The organism is Enterobacter cloacae complex sp. 302F9 (assembly GCF_050030335.1).
In the GTDB taxonomy this organism is placed as follows: Bacteria; Pseudomonadota; Gammaproteobacteria; order Enterobacterales; family Enterobacteriaceae; genus Enterobacter; species Enterobacter hormaechei_C.
In genome coordinates, this window is sequence record NZ_JBLGUC010000001.1 from 2388739 (window position 1) to 2405923 (window position 17185).

At 56.5% G+C, this 17185-nt stretch carries 16 protein-coding genes; 5 read left to right on the forward strand and 11 right to left on the reverse strand.

Translation table 11 applies throughout. From position 1 onward, the window contains the following. Positions 1-103 precede the first annotated feature (103 nt). Positions 104-688 (reverse strand): nuclear transport factor 2 family protein, encoded by a 585-nt coding sequence (locus ACQG0T_RS11625; protein WP_252051042.1) that lies wholly within the window; start codon positions 686-688, stop codon positions 104-106. Positions 689-797: 109 nt separating this feature from the next. Between ACQG0T_RS11625 and ACQG0T_RS11630 the strand changes: the two genes are divergently transcribed. Then, positions 798-1679, forward strand: coding sequence for a LysR substrate-binding domain-containing protein (locus tag ACQG0T_RS11630; RefSeq protein WP_023303752.1), 882 nt, complete (start codon positions 798-800; stop codon positions 1677-1679). Between the two features lie 16 nt (positions 1680-1695). After that, entirely contained in the window at positions 1696-2619 is a 924-nt protein-coding gene (locus ACQG0T_RS11635; RefSeq protein ID WP_032102998.1) for a LysR family transcriptional regulator, read from the forward strand. On the opposite strand, the gene ACQG0T_RS11640 is transcribed toward ACQG0T_RS11635, so the two are convergent. Next, positions 2610-3494, reverse strand: coding sequence for a LysR substrate-binding domain-containing protein (locus tag ACQG0T_RS11640; protein ID WP_163294054.1), 885 nt, complete (start codon positions 3492-3494; stop codon positions 2610-2612). The two genes, ACQG0T_RS11635 and ACQG0T_RS11640, sit on opposite strands and share 10 nt — an antisense overlap. 111 nt (positions 3495-3605) lie before the next feature. Here ACQG0T_RS11640 and ACQG0T_RS11645 point away from each other — a divergent pair, with 111 nt between their 5' ends. The 3 genes from ACQG0T_RS11645 (at position 3606) to ACQG0T_RS11655 (ending at position 6996) form a co-directional block, all read left to right on the forward strand. Beyond that, positions 3606-5087, forward strand: a complete 1482-nt coding sequence (locus ACQG0T_RS11645) for a UbiD family decarboxylase (protein WP_271040261.1) — start codon at positions 3606-3608, stop codon at positions 5085-5087. A 324-nt stretch (positions 5088-5411) separates the two neighbouring features. Next, positions 5412-5699, forward strand: coding sequence for a VF530 family DNA-binding protein (locus ACQG0T_RS11650; protein ID WP_000123965.1), 288 nt, complete (start codon positions 5412-5414; stop codon positions 5697-5699). A gap of 7 nt (positions 5700-5706) precedes the next feature. After that, positions 5707-6996 (forward strand): glycoside hydrolase family 10 protein, encoded by a 1290-nt coding sequence (locus ACQG0T_RS11655; protein WP_023296643.1) that lies wholly within the window; start codon positions 5707-5709, stop codon positions 6994-6996. Between the two features lie 38 nt (positions 6997-7034). On the opposite strand, the gene dsbG is transcribed toward ACQG0T_RS11655, so the two are convergent. From dsbG to ACQG0T_RS11700, 9 genes are all read right to left on the reverse strand, one after another. After that, positions 7035-7811, reverse strand: a complete 777-nt coding sequence (gene dsbG / locus ACQG0T_RS11660) for a thiol:disulfide interchange protein DsbG (RefSeq protein WP_252051044.1) — start codon at positions 7809-7811, stop codon at positions 7035-7037. Positions 7812-7852: 41 nt separating this feature from the next. Beyond that, positions 7853-8410: an RNA polymerase sigma factor gene (locus ACQG0T_RS11665; RefSeq protein WP_196064014.1), complete on the reverse strand. Its 558-nt coding sequence runs from the start codon at positions 8408-8410 to the stop codon at positions 7853-7855. Between the two features lie 5 nt (positions 8411-8415). Further along, on the reverse strand, positions 8416-8829 hold the full coding sequence (locus ACQG0T_RS11670) for a hypothetical protein (RefSeq protein WP_271040262.1): 414 nt from the start codon (positions 8827-8829) through the stop codon (positions 8416-8418). Positions 8830-9018: 189 nt separating this feature from the next. Further along, positions 9019-10569 carry a methyl-accepting chemotaxis protein gene (locus ACQG0T_RS11675; RefSeq protein WP_047727085.1) on the reverse strand — a complete coding sequence of 517 codons (1551 nt, stop codon included), beginning with the start codon at positions 10567-10569 and terminating at the stop codon, positions 9019-9021. Between the two features lie 95 nt (positions 10570-10664). Continuing rightward, the gene (locus ACQG0T_RS11680) at positions 10665-11681 is read right to left on the reverse strand and encodes a LacI family DNA-binding transcriptional regulator (protein ID WP_017382325.1); all 1017 of its coding nucleotides are present in this window, start codon (positions 11679-11681) and stop codon (positions 10665-10667) included. A 28-nt stretch (positions 11682-11709) separates the two neighbouring features. Further along, on the reverse strand, positions 11710-13116 hold the full coding sequence (locus ACQG0T_RS11685) for a sucrose-6-phosphate hydrolase (protein WP_060460379.1): 1407 nt from the start codon (positions 13114-13116) through the stop codon (positions 11710-11712). After that, positions 13116-14486 carry a sucrose-specific PTS transporter subunit IIBC gene (locus ACQG0T_RS11690; protein ID WP_003857085.1) on the reverse strand — a complete coding sequence of 457 codons (1371 nt, stop codon included), beginning with the start codon at positions 14484-14486 and terminating at the stop codon, positions 13116-13118. The genes ACQG0T_RS11685 and ACQG0T_RS11690 overlap by 1 nt, the downstream gene beginning before the upstream one ends. Positions 14487-14552: 66 nt before the next feature. After that, on the reverse strand, positions 14553-16070 hold the full coding sequence (locus tag ACQG0T_RS11695) for a carbohydrate porin (RefSeq protein WP_023303760.1): 1518 nt from the start codon (positions 16068-16070) through the stop codon (positions 14553-14555). 171 nt (positions 16071-16241) lie between these two features. Next, positions 16242-17138, reverse strand: coding sequence for an aminoimidazole riboside kinase (locus ACQG0T_RS11700; RefSeq protein WP_063404294.1), 897 nt, complete (start codon positions 17136-17138; stop codon positions 16242-16244). Positions 17139-17185: the final 47 nt, after the last annotated feature.

A 17185-nucleotide genomic window follows, 5' to 3' on the forward strand; every position in this document is an offset into this window, starting at 1 on the left:
CCCAGGCTAAATATGTCAGCCTGGGACCGCTATCTCACGCCCAGGGCCCCGCGGCCGGGTATTAACCAGCCGGCGAAATCTGTTCGGCCCTGCGCTCAACCTGTCAGACAGCCAGCCATTTTTTTGCGTTCGCTTTCATATTCGCTTCTAGTTCACTGTCACGCGTGGCAAATACGCGGCCGAGGGGAAAACCGCTTTGTTCCAGCAGATAAGCTAGCGCGGCATATTCCCGCGGATAGTTGGCAGCAATTTTTGAATCAATCTCAACCGGGCCCAGCGGAAAGGTGAAAATACCCATGTCGTAGATGCTCTGACGATGGAACAGCTTCCATACGCCCTCTCTCTTTTCTGCCAGATCGTAGAAACGATTGTGGCATTCGCATCCAATATTAAGTTTTATATTTTCAGCGATGATCATCGCATTGGTTTCGAGAATCGCTTTGTCGCCGCGGTCGTTAAAAGTGACGGCGGGCGAGCCAATCATATGTTTTGTGCGCAAATCTGAAGCGCCCATACGCATGGAACCCTCGACAAAATCGCTCACGAGCCCTTCGAACCACGTAATTTCGATTGTGCCGTCCGGATGAAAAAGATTACGCAGCTGCTCCCATTCGCCCAGGTCGCGGTGCATCCAGCCATTCATGAGGTCGTTAAGATCCTGACGGTCTTGCAGTTGGTGAGTTTGCATTGTTTGATTCCTGTTTGAGTTGATGCGTTCAGTTTGGCCGTGAAGCGGTTTATACTCAAATATATATATTTTACTAAACAATCATTTTTAATGATGAGTCAGGGTGGCAATGGAACTCCGGCACTTACGCTATTTTTTGGCTGTTGCAGAAGAAGAGCATTTTGGACGCGCGGCTGAGCGACTCAATATTGTTCAGCCTGCGCTTAGCATGCAGATTAAAGCCCTTGAAACCGAGTTAGGCGGTCCGCTGTTTATCCGCACCAGCCGTCGTGTGGAACTTACTGAGGCCGGATCGCTTCTTCTCAGCGAAGCCAGACTGATGCTGGAACAGATGGAACACACGCGTCTGGCAGTCCAGCGTGCGATACGGGGAGAGACAGGGCGTGTACGGGTCGGTTTTGCCGGGAACGCCATTTTTAGTGGCAAAATGATTACCGATGTACGTCGCTTCCGTAAAACCCATCCGGATGCAGAAGTCACCATTCAGGAAATCGCTCCCCAGAAACAGGTAGCTGCGATCCTCGCAGGGCATATTGATGTCGGTTATACACCGGATAACAGTACGACAGCCGATCCGCAGATCAGGGTGCAGAAAACCGGAAACTGGGAGATGATAATCGCAATGTGTGACGATCATCCCTTAGCCATCCATCCGCACCTCTCCGTTGAAATGCTCGCCGGTCATCCCCTGGTCCTGTACGACGCGCATGACGCCAATGAAAATCTGACTTTGCTGCTGGCGCAGCAGCTCGGGGATGGTTTTTGCGTGGCACATCGTTCAAACAGTACGCTAAGCGTTCTGGCATTTGCCGCAGCCGGGCTCGGTCTGGCGCTGGTTCCCGCCCCCCTGCAACAGGTGCAAATACCCGGACTGATTTACCGCAACCTGAATGCTCAGGCGTTGACCGCAAATCTGGTCATGATCAGCCGCATGCAGGAGCCAGGTAATGCAGTGACTGCTTTTCTGGCAATGGCTAACCTTCCCTGTTGAACAACGGCAGCAAGCTATGACGCACAATAAGATGCCCTCCTCCGATATGGATATGGACCTGATCCTGACGCTGGATGCGTTACTCAGGGATCAGAATATCACCCATGCGGCCGCGCGGCTGGGCATCAGCCAGCCGGCGATGTCTGCCCGCCTTGCGCGCCTGCGCGTCCTGTTCGATGAGCCGCTGTTTATCCCTTCCCCACACGGACGTGGGGTGTTACCTACGCCGCGCGCCGAGGCGTTAAGGCCGCAGGTCGCGACGGTTTTGCAGGGTATATCGGCGATGCTTGAACCCACCACGTTCAACGCGCATAACAGCACCCGCACCTTTGTGATTGCCCTGCACGAGAACCCGGCGCTGATGCTGGGGGCAGAGTTGCAGAATCAGATTAGCAGCGCAGCACCAGGCATCCGCCTGCGTTTTGCGCTCCCGGAAACCCCGCTGCTGCCAGCGCAGATGGAAAATGGCGATGTGGATATTTATGTCGGCGTTAACGCGGGGGCGCACGATGCATGGGTCAGACGCAAGCTGTTTGACGATGAATATGCCACCGCCCAGCGAAAAGGCCATCCGCGCGGTACGGGACCGATGGATCTGGAAAGCTATTGTAGCCTTTCCCACCTGGTGGTTTCATCCGAGGGCGACCCGTTCGCAGGCTTTGTCGATCAGCATCTGGCGGGGCTTGGCCACCAGCGTAACGTGGTGATGTCGACGCAAAGCTATGCGATGGCGCCTGCGATTGTTGCCGGTACCGATTTGCTCTGCACCCTACCCAGACGCATGTTGCTACGGTTCACGCAAACGCTTGATATTTTTCCGCCGCCGCTGGATCTGCCGCCGATCGTCATCGGTATGTACTGGCACCCGAAAAACAGCCAGGATCCGGCTAACCGCTGGCTACGTGAACAGCTTCTTCAGGCCGCCGGACGTCAGGTGTGATCGAGGATACTCATCAATTTTTTCAGGACCTCAGAGCGAATAATCCGGTGGCAAACCAGCGTCAGCTCGCTCTCCCGGAGTCGGTCAAGAATATCCACAAAGACGACGTTTTGCACGCATATCGCCTTCGCTGAAGCCGGCAGCATGGCGATGCCAAACCCTGCCGAGACGAGACTTATCACCGTGGGGACATCGGTGGCACTTTGCACAACGTCAGGCTGTATGCCCGCGCTGTGGCAGGCATCATAGAAATATTGCTCCAGCCCCATCCCCTCCGGGTCGCGCAGGGCGATCCACTTCTCCTCTTTCACCGACGCAAGCGTCAGCGCGGCGGAGCCCGCCAGGCTATGTTGACGAGGTAAGGCCAGCACGGCCTTTTCCGTTGTAAATGGACGGCTTTGCAGATCGTCAGGCAATAGCGGTAACGGGGCACGAATAATGGCCACATCCAGCTGGTTGCTTTGCACGCCGGTATAAAGGGTTTGCACGTTACCCGTCATCATGGAAAGGCTGATGGCGGGCCATTTCTCATGTAAAAGCCGCAGCGCGGCGGGCAGCTTACTGTCGAATATCGCACTTGAAACACATCCGAGATTCAGCACGCCCTGTTCCCCTCTGGCCGTCTGTCTGGCATCCAGAATCGCCTGATCGGTCATTAAAATCGCGACTCTGGCTTTACTGAGAAATGCCTCACCGGCTGGCGTCAGCGTCAGGCGACGATTCGCCCGGCTAAAGAGCAAGACCCCAAGACGATCTTCAAGCGTTTTTATCTGCTGGCTCAGCGCTGGCTGCGCCATGTTAAGGCGCTCCGCCGCCCGATGCATGTGAAGCTCTTCCGCCACCACGATAAAATTGCGCATCAGTCGAAACTGCATACCATGCCTTTATTATTGATAATAAAATTCTTATTAAAATAGCATAAATGATGCAATTGATAGCCCTCTTCTTCCGGTTAAGAATGGAAGCCTTCATCCGAGGAGGGAAATATGAAAAAACACATCAACGATCTCAGAAGTGCTATCGAACTGCTCAAACGCCATGAAGGTCAATACCTTGAAACCAGCCATCCGGTCGATCCTGACGCGGAGCTGGCGGGTGTGTACCGGCATATTGGTGCTGGCGGCACGGTAAAACGTCCGACGCGCATTGGCCCGGCGATGATGTTTAACGCTATTAAGGGATATCCCGACTCGCGTATTCTGGTCGGAATGCACGCCAGCCGCGAGCGGGCGGCGCTCCTGTTGGGCTGCGAGCCCTCTGAACTGGCAAAACATGTCGGCCAGGCCGTGAAAAATCCGATTGCTCCCGTTGTGGTTCCAGCGGCACAGGCGCCGTGTCAGGAACAGGTGTTTTATGCCAACGATCCGGACTTCGATCTGCGTAAATTGCTTCCGGCACCGACCAACACGCCGATAGATGCCGGTCCGTTCTTCTGTCTGGGGCTGGTGCTGGCAAGCGATCCGGAAGATGCCTCACTGACCGATGTCACTATTCACCGTCTCTGCGTGCAGGAGCGCGATGAGCTCTCCATGTTCCTTGCCGCAGGCCGCCATATTGAAGTGTTCCGTAAGAAAGCCGAGGAGGCGGGCAAACCGTTGCCGGTCACGATCAATATGGGTCTCGATCCCGCTATCTATATTGGCGCCTGTTTCGAAGCCCCTACCACGCCCTTCGGCTACAACGAGCTGGGTGTCGCCGGCGCGTTACCTCAGACCCCCGTAGAGCTGGTGCAGGGTGTGGCCGTAAATGAAAAAGCGATAGCGCGTGCGGAAATTATCATCGAAGGCGAACTGCTGCCGGGCGTGCGTGTAGAAGAAGATCAGCATACCCACACCGGGCACGCGATGCCGGAATTTCCCGGCTACTGCGGGGAGGCTAACCCCTCCTTACCGGTAATCAAAGTGAAGGCCGTCACGATGCGTCATCAGGCGATCCTGCAAACCCTGGTAGGACCGGGCGAGGAGCACACCACGCTGGCCGGTTTGCCAACGGAGGCCAGCATCCGTAATGCGGTCGAAGAAGCCATCCCCGGTTTTCTGCAAAACGTCTATGCGCATACCGCTGGCGGCGGCAAGTTCCTTGGCGTATTGCAGGTGAAAAAACGCCAGCCCTCTGACGAAGGGCGTCAGGGTCAGGCGGCACTCATCGCGTTAGCCACCTATTCCGAGCTTAAAAACATTATTCTCGTCGACGAAGATGTGGATATTTTCGACAGCGACGACATCCTGTGGGCGATGACCACCCGTATGCAGGGCGATGTCAGCATCACCCATCTGCCGGGGATCCGCGGACACCAGCTCGATCCGTCTCAGGCCCCGGACTACAGCCCCTCCATTCGTGGCAACGGGATCACCTGCAAAACGATTTTCGACTGTACGGTGCCCTGGGCGCTTAAGTCCCGCTTTGAGCGTGCGCCCTTTATGGAGGTAGACCCGACGCCATGGGCGCCTGAACTGTTTAAAAAATAGCGTTAACCGGAAAATCTTCTTCACCCTTCACGGGCTGAGGGTTTCCCACAAAATAATGCCTGCACAGACGGCCCCCTCTCCCTTGAGGGAGAGGGCTGGGGTGAGGGGGAACATACGGCGCTGGTGGTCATTCCGTTCACTTAGGGCATCGCTGAAAGCCCTCAGTTTTTCTGAGGTAACGTTATAGCTTTTTCTTTCAAATTACTGGGTAACCCTCTCCTTCACGGGTGAAGAACCTCACGCTGAAATTGCCGCGTCCCCTGCTTTCTTGTAACCTTTGAGCGTTTATCACATCCCCATAAAAAATGAGACTACCGGACGCCTATGACAGCACATATTTCCAACGATCCTTTGCATGGCGTAACGCTCGAAATGCAGGTTAACGCGCTGGTTGCGCGATATGGCTGGAATGAACTGGGCAACCGAATCAAAATCAACTGTTTTCGCAAGGACCCGAGTGTTAAATCGAGTCTGAAGTTCCTGCGCCGCACCCCATGGGCGCGGGCGGAAGTTGAAGCCCTCTACCTCGACTCTCTTCACGATGACGGTAACGGGGAACAGGACGAACCGGCGTTTAATCCCTGGACGGATAGCCGGACACCCAGGAGCTAACACGCAAATGATGCGACACGTAAAACGGACTGGCGCGCTGCTTGGCTGCGCGCTTTTACTGGTAAGTTGCACTTCCAAACCACCCAAATCACTCGTTACCCCGCTGCCGCAGGCGAAACCTCTACAGCAGACTAACGAACCCATGCGCGGGATCTGGCTGGCGACCGTCTCCCGTCTCGACTGGCCTCCCGTGTCATCGGTGAATGGCCGTAGCGCGGACCAGCGTATCGCCCAGCAACAGCGGGCGCTGACGGACAAGCTCGATAAGCTGAAAAAACTTGGGATCAACACCGTCTTCTTTCAGGTAAAACCGGACAGTACGGCGCTGTGGGCCTCTAAAATACTGCCCTGGTCAGATACCCTGACGGGGACTATCGGGGAAGATCCCGGTTACGATCCGCTTCAGTTTATGCTGGATGAAGCGCACAAGCGCGGGATGAAGGTTCATGCCTGGTTTAACCCGTACCGCGTTTCCACCAACACGAAGCCGTCGACCATCGCCGCGCTTAACCGCACCTCGTCGCTTCATCCTTCCAGCGTGTACGTCCAGCATCCGGAGTGGATCCGCACCTCGGGGGATCGTTTTGTTCTCGACCCGGGCATTCCCGACGTGCGGGAATGGATAACCCAGGTGGTGATGGAAGTGGTAAATCACTACCCTGTCGACGGCGTTCAGTTCGATGACTATTTTTACACCGAGACGCCGGGGTCCACCCTGAATGATGCCTGGACCTTCAGGCGCTATGGCGAAGGATTTGCGTCAAAAGCGGACTGGCGTCGACACAATACGCAGCAGTTGATTGTGCAGGTTTCAAGGGCGATCAAGCAGGCTAAACCTGAGGTCGAATTTGGCGTTAGCCCGGCGGGGGTCTGGCGCAATCGCTCCTTCGACCCGGCAGGCTCGGACACGCGCGGTGCCGCAGCCTATGATGAATCCTACGCTGACACGCGCAAATGGGTACAGCAGGGTTTACTGGATTACATTGCGCCGCAGATCTACTGGCCCTTCGCCCGCGACGCGGCACGTTACGATGTGCTGACAAAATGGTGGGCTGACGTGGTGAAACCGACCCATACCCGCCTGTATATCGGGATCGCGTTCTACAAAGTGGGCGCGCCTTCCAGAAACGAACCGGACTGGACGGTGAACGGCGGCGTACCGGAGCTGAAAAAACAGCTCGACCTCAACGATTCACTGCCAGACGTTAAGGGCACCATCCTGTTCCGTGAAGACTATCTTAACCAGCCGCAGACGCAGGAGGCGGTAAATTACCTCCGGGGACGCTGGGGTAGTTGACTGAAAAAAGGCAGAAACGTTCTGTTTCTGCCTTTCTTTTACGGCTTCTGCCCGAACATCGCCTCAAGCTGTTTTGCGTCTGGCATACCCACGACCTGTTGCAGTTCGTTTTGCTCATTCAGGTAATAAATAGCCGGTGTGGCATTCGCGCCGAGACTGTCCATTAGCGTCTGGTGATTTTGCAGGATCTCAACGGTTTCCCGGGAAGCCGCAGCTTCAGGTTTCGGCAGCTTTTTCCCGCCGGACAGCTCGTACGCTTTCCAGGCCGATACCGGATCTTTCGCATTCAGGATCGCGGAGGCGTTACGCCCGCTGTTCGGGTTAAGAAACGCAACCAGCAGCGTATTGAGCTGAACCTTGCCAGCCTTCACCCACGGCTGCGCTTCAGCCCAGAACTGCTTGCAGTACGGGCAGAACGGGTCGGCAAAGACAAAGACTTTACGCGGGGCACTCTCCGCGCCCTCTTTCAGGGGATGCGCGGCATTGAGCTTTTTCCACATCTCGCGGCCCATCGGGGCGTAGATCTCTTTCTGGAAAAAGGCTTCGCTGAGGTTGGTTCCCTTCTCATCATACAGATAGCCAGACACGACGTGCTTTCCGTCAGGGGTCAGAAAGAGCGTCACGCCCATGTCCTGATATTGTCCCAGCCACGCTGGCGCGCCGCCGGGGGCGTCAATTTTCTTGATGATTTTGATGTCCTGCTGTTCACTGAAGTGCTTCACCACATCCGGAAGCGGCTCCTCTGCCCTGACCAGCCCTGAAACCATCAGAGCAGAGAGTAACAGCACCTTTTTCTTTGCTAACCGTTGAAGCATAACGCCCCCTCTAAGATATTGTTTTTCAGAGTGGTCGAAGTTTATTGCCCTGTCAACGCTTCATAAATATCCTTGAGGCGACTACGCAAAAATCGCACGGCTTTGTGTTTGCGGGATAATAACGCCTGCACACTGTCGCCTGTTTCCTCTGCCAGCATCTTCATGCTGTAGCCCTCAAATTCCGTTTTTTCAAACACCTCGCGCTGAGGTGGCGGCAGTTCCGACAGGGCTTGCCCCAACTCTTCCCATAGCAGCATGTTGAGATACTCTTCCTCCGGCGTTTGCGGTACGCCGAATAACGTTTCTGCAATCTCCTGCTCCGGAAAGTCTTCGTCATCTGCTGTCAGGTACCCCGGCAGTGAAACCTCGTGCTTTTTTCGCGCCCGGTCGATCATCTCATTTCGTGCGGCGCGAAACAGCCAGGCGGCGACGTTCTCGACCGGTTGTTCCACTTTCATCAACTGCCAGGTCACTTCCTGAAGAATATCATCGACATCATCACGAACCGCAGTCCGTCCGCGAATGAAGGCTTTTAGCCGCGCGCGGCAGGCTTTGAGTGCCGAGATCAGTAATGATTCCCCCGCCTCACCGGCTTTCATATCGCTCACTCGGCTTCCGGCGCTTTCGGACCGTTATCATCTCGCTTTTCATCCCGGCCATCGTGCCACCGGCAATGACCGTGGCGCCCAAATCCCGCCCGACGCTGCTGAATGAAGGCCTCACGTTGTTCGGGGCTCATATTCATCCATTGTTCGTGCATACGGCGGTGCGCACCGAACATGCCCGGACGGAAACCCAGCCCACCGAAAAGAATGCGGCTCAGCAGCAGGATCCCCAGCGCCTGCCAGAAGCCAATGGCTTTAACCCCCAGGATGGCCGGGAGCAACGCGTTCCACAGGGACATGACCAGCAGGCCAAGCACCACGAACAGGACTGCGCCAATCACGATACCCTTACCCATACGATGGCGGCCCAAACCACGCCCGTGACCTTTTCCGTGCATATCAAAATTTCTCATGTGTACCTCGTTTATGTTGAATGATTATGGTCTCTGAGGAGGTAGACGGATGAGGAACAGAAATATTGCCGGGGAAAGATAAAATTTATGTCATAGCGGCTTTGTACGGATAACAGTAATGGCTGAAGGAGATTGTGCAGCGGCTACATGCAGACATTAAAAAGGCTCCCTCAGGAGCCTCTCTGAACATCACGCCGTAGCAGGCAAACTAAAGCTCGAGATACTCTGGGACAGCTGCTGCGCCTGCTCCTCCAGCGAGGCGGCGGCGGCGGCGGATTGCTGCACCAGCGCCGCGTTCTGCTGGGTCACACCGTCCATCTCCGTTACGGCCTGCCCAACCTGACCAATCCCGCGGCTCTGCTCTTCTGAGGCAACCGAAATCTGTTCCATCAGCGTATGCACTTTATTCACAGAACTGATAATAGAATCAATCACCTCTCCCGAACGATTCACCAGTTGTGCACCGTTTTTCACGCTGGAAACAGACTGGGCGATAAGGCTTTCGATATCTTTCGCCGCCACCGCGCTTTTTTGTGCCAGGGTGCGCACTTCACTTGCTACCACGGCAAATCCTCGCCCCTGCGCGCCAGCACGCGCCGCTTCAACGGCCGCGTTTAGCGCCAGAATATTAGTCTGGAAAGCAATGCTGTTGATGACGCTGGTGATGTCCTCAATACGCTTCGAATTGGACGCGATAGTATTCATCGTTTCGATGACTTCACGGGTTACCGCTTCACCGGTATGGGCATTTTTCACGGCATCCTGCACCAGCTTACCGGCCTGGAAAACGTTGTCGGTGTTATTCGCCACCGTCGCGCTCAGCTCTTCCATGCTGGCGGCCGTCTGGGTCAGGGCCGAAGCCTGTTGCTCGGTACGGGAGGCCAGGTCGATATTGCCGGAGGCAATTTCCTGCGCCGCATGCGTCACAGTGTGGCTGGCATCGCGCACCTGAGAAATGGTGGAGAGCAGCGCCTGGCGCATCTGCTCCATCGAGGACATCAGGTGATTGATTTCATTCCCGGAATCACGCTTGATCGGTACCGGTACGTCCAGCTTCCCGGCCGCAATCTGGCGACAGTGCTCGCGCGCCAGGTTCACCGGCGCAAAGACCACGCGTTTCATCAGCAGGCTGACGGCGAAGATCACCACCACGAACAGCACCGCAATGCAGGCGATAATAACCAGACCCGACACGAAATTATGGCTCGCATCCTCGTTCAGCGTTTTGGCGTACTTCTGGTGAACGGAGAGAACCTGATCGAGCACAATTTCATATTGGCGATCGAGTCGAGACACCACGGGAATAAGAGCGTTGAACCGCGACACATCGTGAGCGGCGGCAGCGGCGATGAGAGGCGCCAGTCCCTGGTTACGGTAGTTTTGCCACGCCTCCTGGTAGGCAGTGACCAGCGGGGCTTCGTCCGGCAAACGCGGCGAGGCCATAAACGCCGAAAATGCACTATCGGCTTTGGTCAGCGCCTCTTTAACCGAGGCCAGTTTCGCAGACAGATCGGTAGCGTCCCCCGCTTCCACCATTTTCACATACTCCATAACCCTGACCCGCAGGGTTCGGCTGTGGTTAATGGGATCAATAATGGACAGAACCACCTGAATTTCTTTGTTCACATTATCCAGCGAAGTATTACTTTTAATGATGAGCCCAACGCTGGTGATAGTGCTGGCCACAAAGAAGAAAAGCAGGGAAAACAGGATAATCAGGGATGATTTTTTCAACGACATAACACACCTCAGGGATATAATTTCCCTTTGGTTATCGGCTGAATCCAATCTTTAATTAATTAAAGTTATTGATGTCACCCTCAGACGTTACCCTGTCACTCCACGGTCTTGTATCGCCGTTGCAGGGTGGCATCTAGCTTACGCTGGATCGGCTCCGGCGTTTCCCCTTCAATCAGTTTGCCAATCAGATCAAAGCAGTGCCAGGCGAGCTGGCGGTTATCCTGACGAACGGTATCGACAGGAATGGTCAAAGAATCATAGAGATAGTGATCGTCAAAGCTGGCCAGACGCATATCGCTTTGCAGCAGATTATGTTGCCCCATATAGCGCAACACCCCTTCCAGAAGACCGCAGGCGGCGGTAAAAAGGGCTTTTGGCGGGCGGCCCAGGCGTGCGCAAAGCTCGGCAAACATTTCGTAGCCGGAGCTCGGATGGTAATTACCATGAATGATCCACTCCGGACGTAACTCGACGCCAGCGTCACGCAGCCCCTGCTTAAACCCTTCAAGACGGTCACGCGTCGGGGAAAGCCGCGGCTGGCCGCCGAGGAAGTAGAACTCATCCGGATGCTGGCGCGCGATGTCGGCCACCAGTGTGGCGGTTGGGGTAATTGAATCGGTGAGAACCAGCGGCAGAGAACTGTCGTTCATATGACGATCAAAAAGCACAACGGGCAACTGTTCGCTCAGCTTTTGATAGTCGGCGTCGTTGAGCATGCTGGAGGCGACAATCAGCCCGTCCACCTGACGGGCCACCATGTTATTGACCACCACCGTCTCCTGGCCCGGATTTTCATCGCTACAGGAGATCAGCAGCTGAACACCCGCCTCGCGGCAGAGGGTCTCCAGCTCATGAGAAAAAACGGCAAACCCGTAGTTGGTGATTTCCGGCACCACCAGACCAATGGTGTGGCTGCGGTTGTCCCGCAGCGAACGGGCGTGAATGCTGGGCTGATAATGATGTTCTTTGGCAATCGCCAGCACACGCTCGCGTGTCTCCTCCGCCACCCGAAGCTCTTTGCTGCGGCCGTTCAGAACCAGGCTGGCGGTGGCTTTTGATACCCCCGCGAGCTCCGCGATATCTTTAATGGTGACGCGTTTTGTTTTTCTCACAACGACTTAGATCCGGCTGCCAAAACCTCTATTCTATCATGCAGCTGCGCAGCGACCAGTAGCGTAATGTGATATCGGACGCACCTTCGAAGCGTACCTGGGCCGGATGGTCAGGAAAATAGCGGCTGCTCATGACGCCTTCACCGTGATTGATGAAAATTTCGACGCTGGAACAGTCGCACAGCACGCGTAAATGATGAACATTGCCCTGCCAGTAGCGGGTCAGCGTGTCTGTGGTTTTCAGACTGGCGCGTTCCAGACGGATCCCCTCATCATCCACAATCAGCCGCAACGCGCCGGCAAAATCCACGTTCACGCTCGATGCGCTCAGTTCGAACTCAAGACGCGCTCTCGCCAGCACCGGGGCATCACTGGCGCGTCCCTGCCAGAGATGTTCATCCTCGCGCAGCGTTTCCAGCTCACGGACCGGGGTTTGCCAGAGCTTACCGTCGCGGTAGCGCAGCTCGCGAGGACAGGTCATCTGGTGGATCCAGCCGTGCGCCCGCGTAGGCTGGAGCATCTCTTCGCCGTCCGGCACGCCCATCCAGCCGATGAGGATGCGGCGGCCATCTTCTGCCACCGTGGTTTGCGGCGCGTAAAATTCGAAACCGGCGTCAAGCTCATGCAGCTCGCCGTGCGCAAATGCAGGCGTTTGATAATCAAATGCCCCACTCATCCAGACGGCCGGATAGGTGTTGAGATAGCGATGCGGTTCGCGCGCCAGCCCCTGCGGGCAGCAGATCAAGACGTGTGTGCCATCAAGCTCAAACAGATCCGGGCACTCCCACATATAGCCCGCGTCCGTGAGTCCGTTGACGCCGTGACCGGCGATTTCGCCGCAGGACGCCCAGATGTGTAAATCGGCTGACGTAAACAGCAGCACCTTGCCGCGCTGCTGTCGATCCTGCGCGCCGAGCACCATGTACCACAGCCCGTCATGCCACCATACTTTCGGATCGCGGACGTGCCCGGTGTACCCGTCCGGCAGGGGCAACACCGGTCCCAGTTTGGCAAACGTGCCATCGTCATTTTGCACCGCCAGACACTGCCAGGCGGTGCGGCCGCCATCGTCAAACTTAACGTTGCCGGTATAGCACAGGGTCAGCACGCCGTTGTTATCCACGGCGCTGCCGGAGTAACAGCCATTGCGGTCATACTCTTCGTCAGGCATCAGCGCCATTGGCTCGTGCTGCCAGTGCACCAGATCTGCTGAGCTCCAGTGCCCCCAACACTTGTAGCGATGATCGCAGCCCAGCGGGTTCCACTGATAAAACAGATGGTAGCGCCCGGCAAACCAGATAAACCCGTTCGGATCGTTCATCAGCCCTGTCACCGGTGCGGGATGCCACTGCGGATAGTGGCTGTCCGCCAGCGCACGCGGCTGGCCTTGCATAACGGCCTGCAACACGGCAGGCCAGCGGGAAGATAAGGTCATTATTCAGAGTCCGTTTTATATTTCAGCAGCAGAGAGACGGTGAACGCCACGCCAAAGGCAATCACCATGCCGATTATATAGTTGAGCAGCGAGCTGGCCTGGACAATCGCCATGCCGGGAAGCGCCGTCAGGCCAACGGCGGTCATGTAGACATGCACCGACACCACCCAGGCACCGCCCGCCGCACCACCGATCAGCGCCGCGATAAACGGCTTCACAAAACGCAGGTTGATGCCAAAAATTGCCGCTTCGGTGATGCCCAGCATCGCGGAAAACGCCGACGGTAAGGTAATGGCTTTGATTTTGGCATCGCGGGTTTTGAACCACACCGCCAGACACGCCCCGCCCTGCGCCACGTTCGCCATCGCCCAGATCGGCAGCAGGAAGTTAACGCCAATCGACGGATTACCCAGCAGCCCGGCCTCAATGGCGTGGAAGCTGTGGTGAATGCCGGTAATGACAATCACCGAATAGAGCCCACCAAACAGCAGCCCGGCCAGCCAGCCCGCGTGGGCAATCAGGGTGCTAAGAATGAAGGAGATCCCGTCGCCCAGCGCGCGTCCCGCCGGGCCAATAATCAATAGCGCAATGAAGCCGGAGATAATGACGGTCAGGAACGGCGTCAGGATCAGATCTAACGCATCCGGGATCGCCCGGCGCAGCTGTTTTTCCACAATGCTCATAAACCACACCGCCAGCAGCACCGGGAAGACGGTTCCCTGATAGCCAATCATGGCGATTTCAAGACCGAAGAAGTTCATGGTGTGGAAGCCGGATGCTACGCCCCAGGCGTTGGTCAGCGCCGGATGAGTCAGGATGCCGCCGAGCGTTGCCCCCAGATACGGGTTGCCGCCAAACTCCCGCGCGGCGGTGAAGCCAATCAGGATCGGCAGAATAATAAACGCCGCCGAGCTGCACATATCCAGCATGATATAGAGCGCGTTATCCGGATTAACCCAGCCGTAGGTTTTAACCATCCCCAGCAGGCCCATCAGCAGACCCGAGGCCACGATCGCCGGGATAATCGGCACGAAGATGTTGGAGAGCAGACGCGCGATACGCTGGAACGGGTTCAGCTTGCGGGCCGCAATATCCGCCGCTTCCGATTTACTGGACTCGCTAATCCCTGCCGCCTGAATAAACGCGGCGTAAACCTTATTCACCACCCCGGTGCCGAAGATCACCTGCATCTGCCCGGCGTTTCGAAAACAGCCTTTCACGCCTTCAACCTTGCCGATAGCCTGCTGGTCGGCAAGCGCATCATCGACCAGCACCAGACGAAGGCGCGTGGCGCAATGTGCCGCGCTGGCAATGTTCTCTTTGCCACCGAGCAGCGGAATAAGCTCGCGCGCAATATGATTAAAATCCATAGATACCTCTTCCTGACCTCTTTTTATGGTGTTCGAAACGCCCCCGCGATGCGGGAGCGTGAAGGGTTAAAACCAGGTTTCCATCTGCACCCCAAAGTTCCATTCCCCGCCCGCGTTGAAGCCGCTGCTGCCAAAGGCGTCATCGCTGGCGTAGTTATCCAGCTTGCTGCTCCAGTCCATCCAGGTGGCGAACAGGCGCAGCTCCGGACGGCTGAAGAAATCGCCAATTTTGCCCGCCTTTAACGTCGGGGCGAAGGTCAGCTTGTAGAAGCTACCGTTAACCGCATTGCGATCCTTGTAGCCTTCCGGGCTTAAATCCATGTACTGATAGCTGCCTTCGAACGCGAGGGCGAAATTCTGGGTCACCTCTTTGATCAGACGCGTATTGAGCGTGACCCACTCATAGCTGTCGCCCTTCACGTAGCGGTCCTTACTGCTTTGCGCCAGCACGGCGGGCGCAATGTGCCAGCCACCGCCCAGCGGCGTGACACCGTAACTTGCAAAACGCCAGGTATCGGCTTCTGACAGCAGCGCGCCGTCTGAACCAATGCTTTTCACCTCGGCGCCCAGACCGTGGCCGTAAAGCAGCGCCGTTTTGGCGGAACCTTCCCGCAGGCCGTAGAAGCTCTCGTTATGCAGACCAACCAGCGCATGTACCCCGTTATTGGCCGCGTCGGTTTTAATCGGATCGCCGTTGCTGTCCTTACGGTCGTCATTATCTTTTGCCCGTAAGCCGCTGACCATCATCTGCACCGGCCCGGCGAAGTGATTCATGCTGAGGATGTAGTTCTGAACGTTGTTGTCGATCTCCTCTTCGCTGCCGAAGTTACGGCCATAAAGGGAGAAGTTACTGCGCAGCGTATCGTTCCACTTCACGTCGTAGACGCCGCCGCCGGTCCCGGCGAGAAACACCACGTCGGAATCCAGCCAGTGAATGTCGAAGTTGTCGCGGTCAAAACGCTTACCCGCCCAGAAGGTACTGCCCTTCAGCGCACCGGTAAAGTCAGGCAAATTGCCCAGCTCGGCAAAGGCCTGACGAATGTTCAGGTCGCTGCTGTCTGCCGACCAGTCGTTATAGGTTTTCTGGCCGTCGGCCAGCATCGCCTTAAAGCGCGTCGTCGCACCATTCTCCAGCGTCTGTTTGTGCTCAACATTCAGCTCAACGTAGGTATCCGCTTCGTTCCCCAGACGCCCGATGGCCCCGCCCGTTTCCCCGGCGGGCGTCAGATAAGGGCCGCTTTTGCTGCTGGAGGCCGCGTCGTTCATCAGCAGGCCGGAACGGGCGTAACCGTGAAATTCAAAACCGCCTGTCCGGTCGGCTTTTTCTTCCAGCACCGTGGTACGTTGCGCCACCGCCTGTGTGGAGGTTTGCGCTTCCTGCTGCGCAGCCACCAGCTGCTGTGTTTTCTGTTCCGCTGCCGTTGCGCGCTTTTCAGCAACCTGCGCGCGGGTTTCCGCCTCCTGCAAACGCTGCTCCAGCGCCGCCAGGCGCGCTTCGATACGTGTCATATCCGTCTGGGCAAAAACAGAGGTACTCCCGGCCAGCATGCCTATCATCACGGCAAGTCTGCGTTTTTTATACATTTTGTCGCATCCCTAATAACTATCGGTGAAAGTGCTAAATTGCTAAACCGGTTTAGGCTGATGATACTAAACCGTTGAATTTTGGATCGGCAACGTTTTTTGCTAAACCGTTTTAGTAAGTGTGATCGAGGCGACAATTCAGGCCGCCGACCGGAGGCCTGGAGAGGTGAATTACAGTTCGTGATGATAAGGCAGCGCGGTCATTGCCCCTTTTGCGGTTGTCGCCAGCGCCCCACAGCGCTGCGCCAGCGTGATGACCTCTGAAAGACGGGCCTGGCCATCACGAGCCAGACCGAACAGCAGCCCGGCGACGAAAGCATCCCCCGCGCCGGTGGTATCAATGCATTCCACGGGTGATGCAGGATAGTGCGTCAACGCGCCTTTCTGCCAGGCGGTGACGCCCTCTTTTCCCTGTGTCACCAGCACCAGCCTGGCCGGACAGGTGCGCATCAGCGCCGCCAGCCCCTCATGGACCTGCGCATTTCCGGTTAAGAACGCCAGTTCTTCCACCGAGATTTTCACCACATCTGCACAGGCTAATGCCCGCTCAAGGCACTGACGCAGCTCGACTTCATCGTGCCAGAGATCGGCGCGGATATTGGGGTCAAAGCTGACGAATCCCCCCGCCAGTCTGATAGCGGACATCGCCTGAAACGTCGCGGAACGGCTGGGTTCGGCGCTGAGCGCGATAGAGCAGACGTGCAGCCACTCCCCGGCGCGGAATGGCGGGAGATCGGCAGAGTCGAGGAATAAATCAGCGCTCGGGCGAACCATAAAGGTAAAGGAACGTTCACCGTCGTTATCGAGATCCACCACCACCGTGGAGGTGCGATGCTGCGGGTCCAGGCGCAGCCATTCTGTATTAACCTGCTCATACGCAAGCTTTTTTTGCATAAAACGCCCGAAGGGGTCGTCGCCCACCCGGCCTATAAAGGCGCTTCTGCCGCCCAGACGCGCAACCCCTACCGCGACATTGGCCGGTGCGCCGCCAGGACATTGCAGCAGTTTGCCCTCTCCGTCGGGCAACAGATCCACCACTGCATCGCCAAGTACCCAGATCGTCTCCATATCACCTTCTTAGCTAAATCGTGTTAAACCGGTTTAGCTATTTAAGC

Coding starts and splice junctions, on each gene's coding strand:
- ACQG0T_RS11625 (WP_252051042.1), bottom strand. CDS start 688: ATGCAAACTCACCAACTGCAAGACCGTCAGGATCTTAACGACCTCATG.
- ACQG0T_RS11630 (WP_023303752.1), top strand. CDS start 798: ATGGAACTCCGGCACTTACGCTATTTTTTGGCTGTTGCAGAAGAAGAG.
- ACQG0T_RS11635 (WP_032102998.1), top strand. CDS start 1,696: ATGACGCACAATAAGATGCCCTCCTCCGATATGGATATGGACCTGATC.
- ACQG0T_RS11640 (WP_163294054.1), bottom strand. CDS start 3,494: ATGCAGTTTCGACTGATGCGCAATTTTATCGTGGTGGCGGAAGAGCTT.
- ACQG0T_RS11645 (WP_271040261.1), top strand. CDS start 3,606: ATGAAAAAACACATCAACGATCTCAGAAGTGCTATCGAACTGCTCAAA.
- ACQG0T_RS11650 (WP_000123965.1), top strand. CDS start 5,412: ATGACAGCACATATTTCCAACGATCCTTTGCATGGCGTAACGCTCGAA.
- ACQG0T_RS11655 (WP_023296643.1), top strand. CDS start 5,707: ATGATGCGACACGTAAAACGGACTGGCGCGCTGCTTGGCTGCGCGCTT.
- dsbG (WP_252051044.1), bottom strand. CDS start 7,811: ATGCTTCAACGGTTAGCAAAGAAAAAGGTGCTGTTACTCTCTGCTCTG.
- ACQG0T_RS11665 (WP_196064014.1), bottom strand. CDS start 8,410: ATGAAAGCCGGTGAGGCGGGGGAATCATTACTGATCTCGGCACTCAAA.
- ACQG0T_RS11670 (WP_271040262.1), bottom strand. CDS start 8,829: ATGAGAAATTTTGATATGCACGGAAAAGGTCACGGGCGTGGTTTGGGC.
- ACQG0T_RS11675 (WP_047727085.1), bottom strand. CDS start 10,569: ATGTCGTTGAAAAAATCATCCCTGATTATCCTGTTTTCCCTGCTTTTC.
- ACQG0T_RS11685 (WP_060460379.1), bottom strand. CDS start 13,116: ATGACCTTATCTTCCCGCTGGCCTGCCGTGTTGCAGGCCGTTATGCAA.
- ACQG0T_RS11690 (WP_003857085.1), bottom strand. CDS start 14,486: ATGGATTTTAATCATATTGCGCGCGAGCTTATTCCGCTGCTCGGTGGC.
- ACQG0T_RS11695 (WP_023303760.1), bottom strand. CDS start 16,070: ATGTATAAAAAACGCAGACTTGCCGTGATGATAGGCATGCTGGCCGGG.
- ACQG0T_RS11700 (WP_063404294.1), bottom strand. CDS start 17,138: ATGGAGACGATCTGGGTACTTGGCGATGCAGTGGTGGATCTGTTGCCC.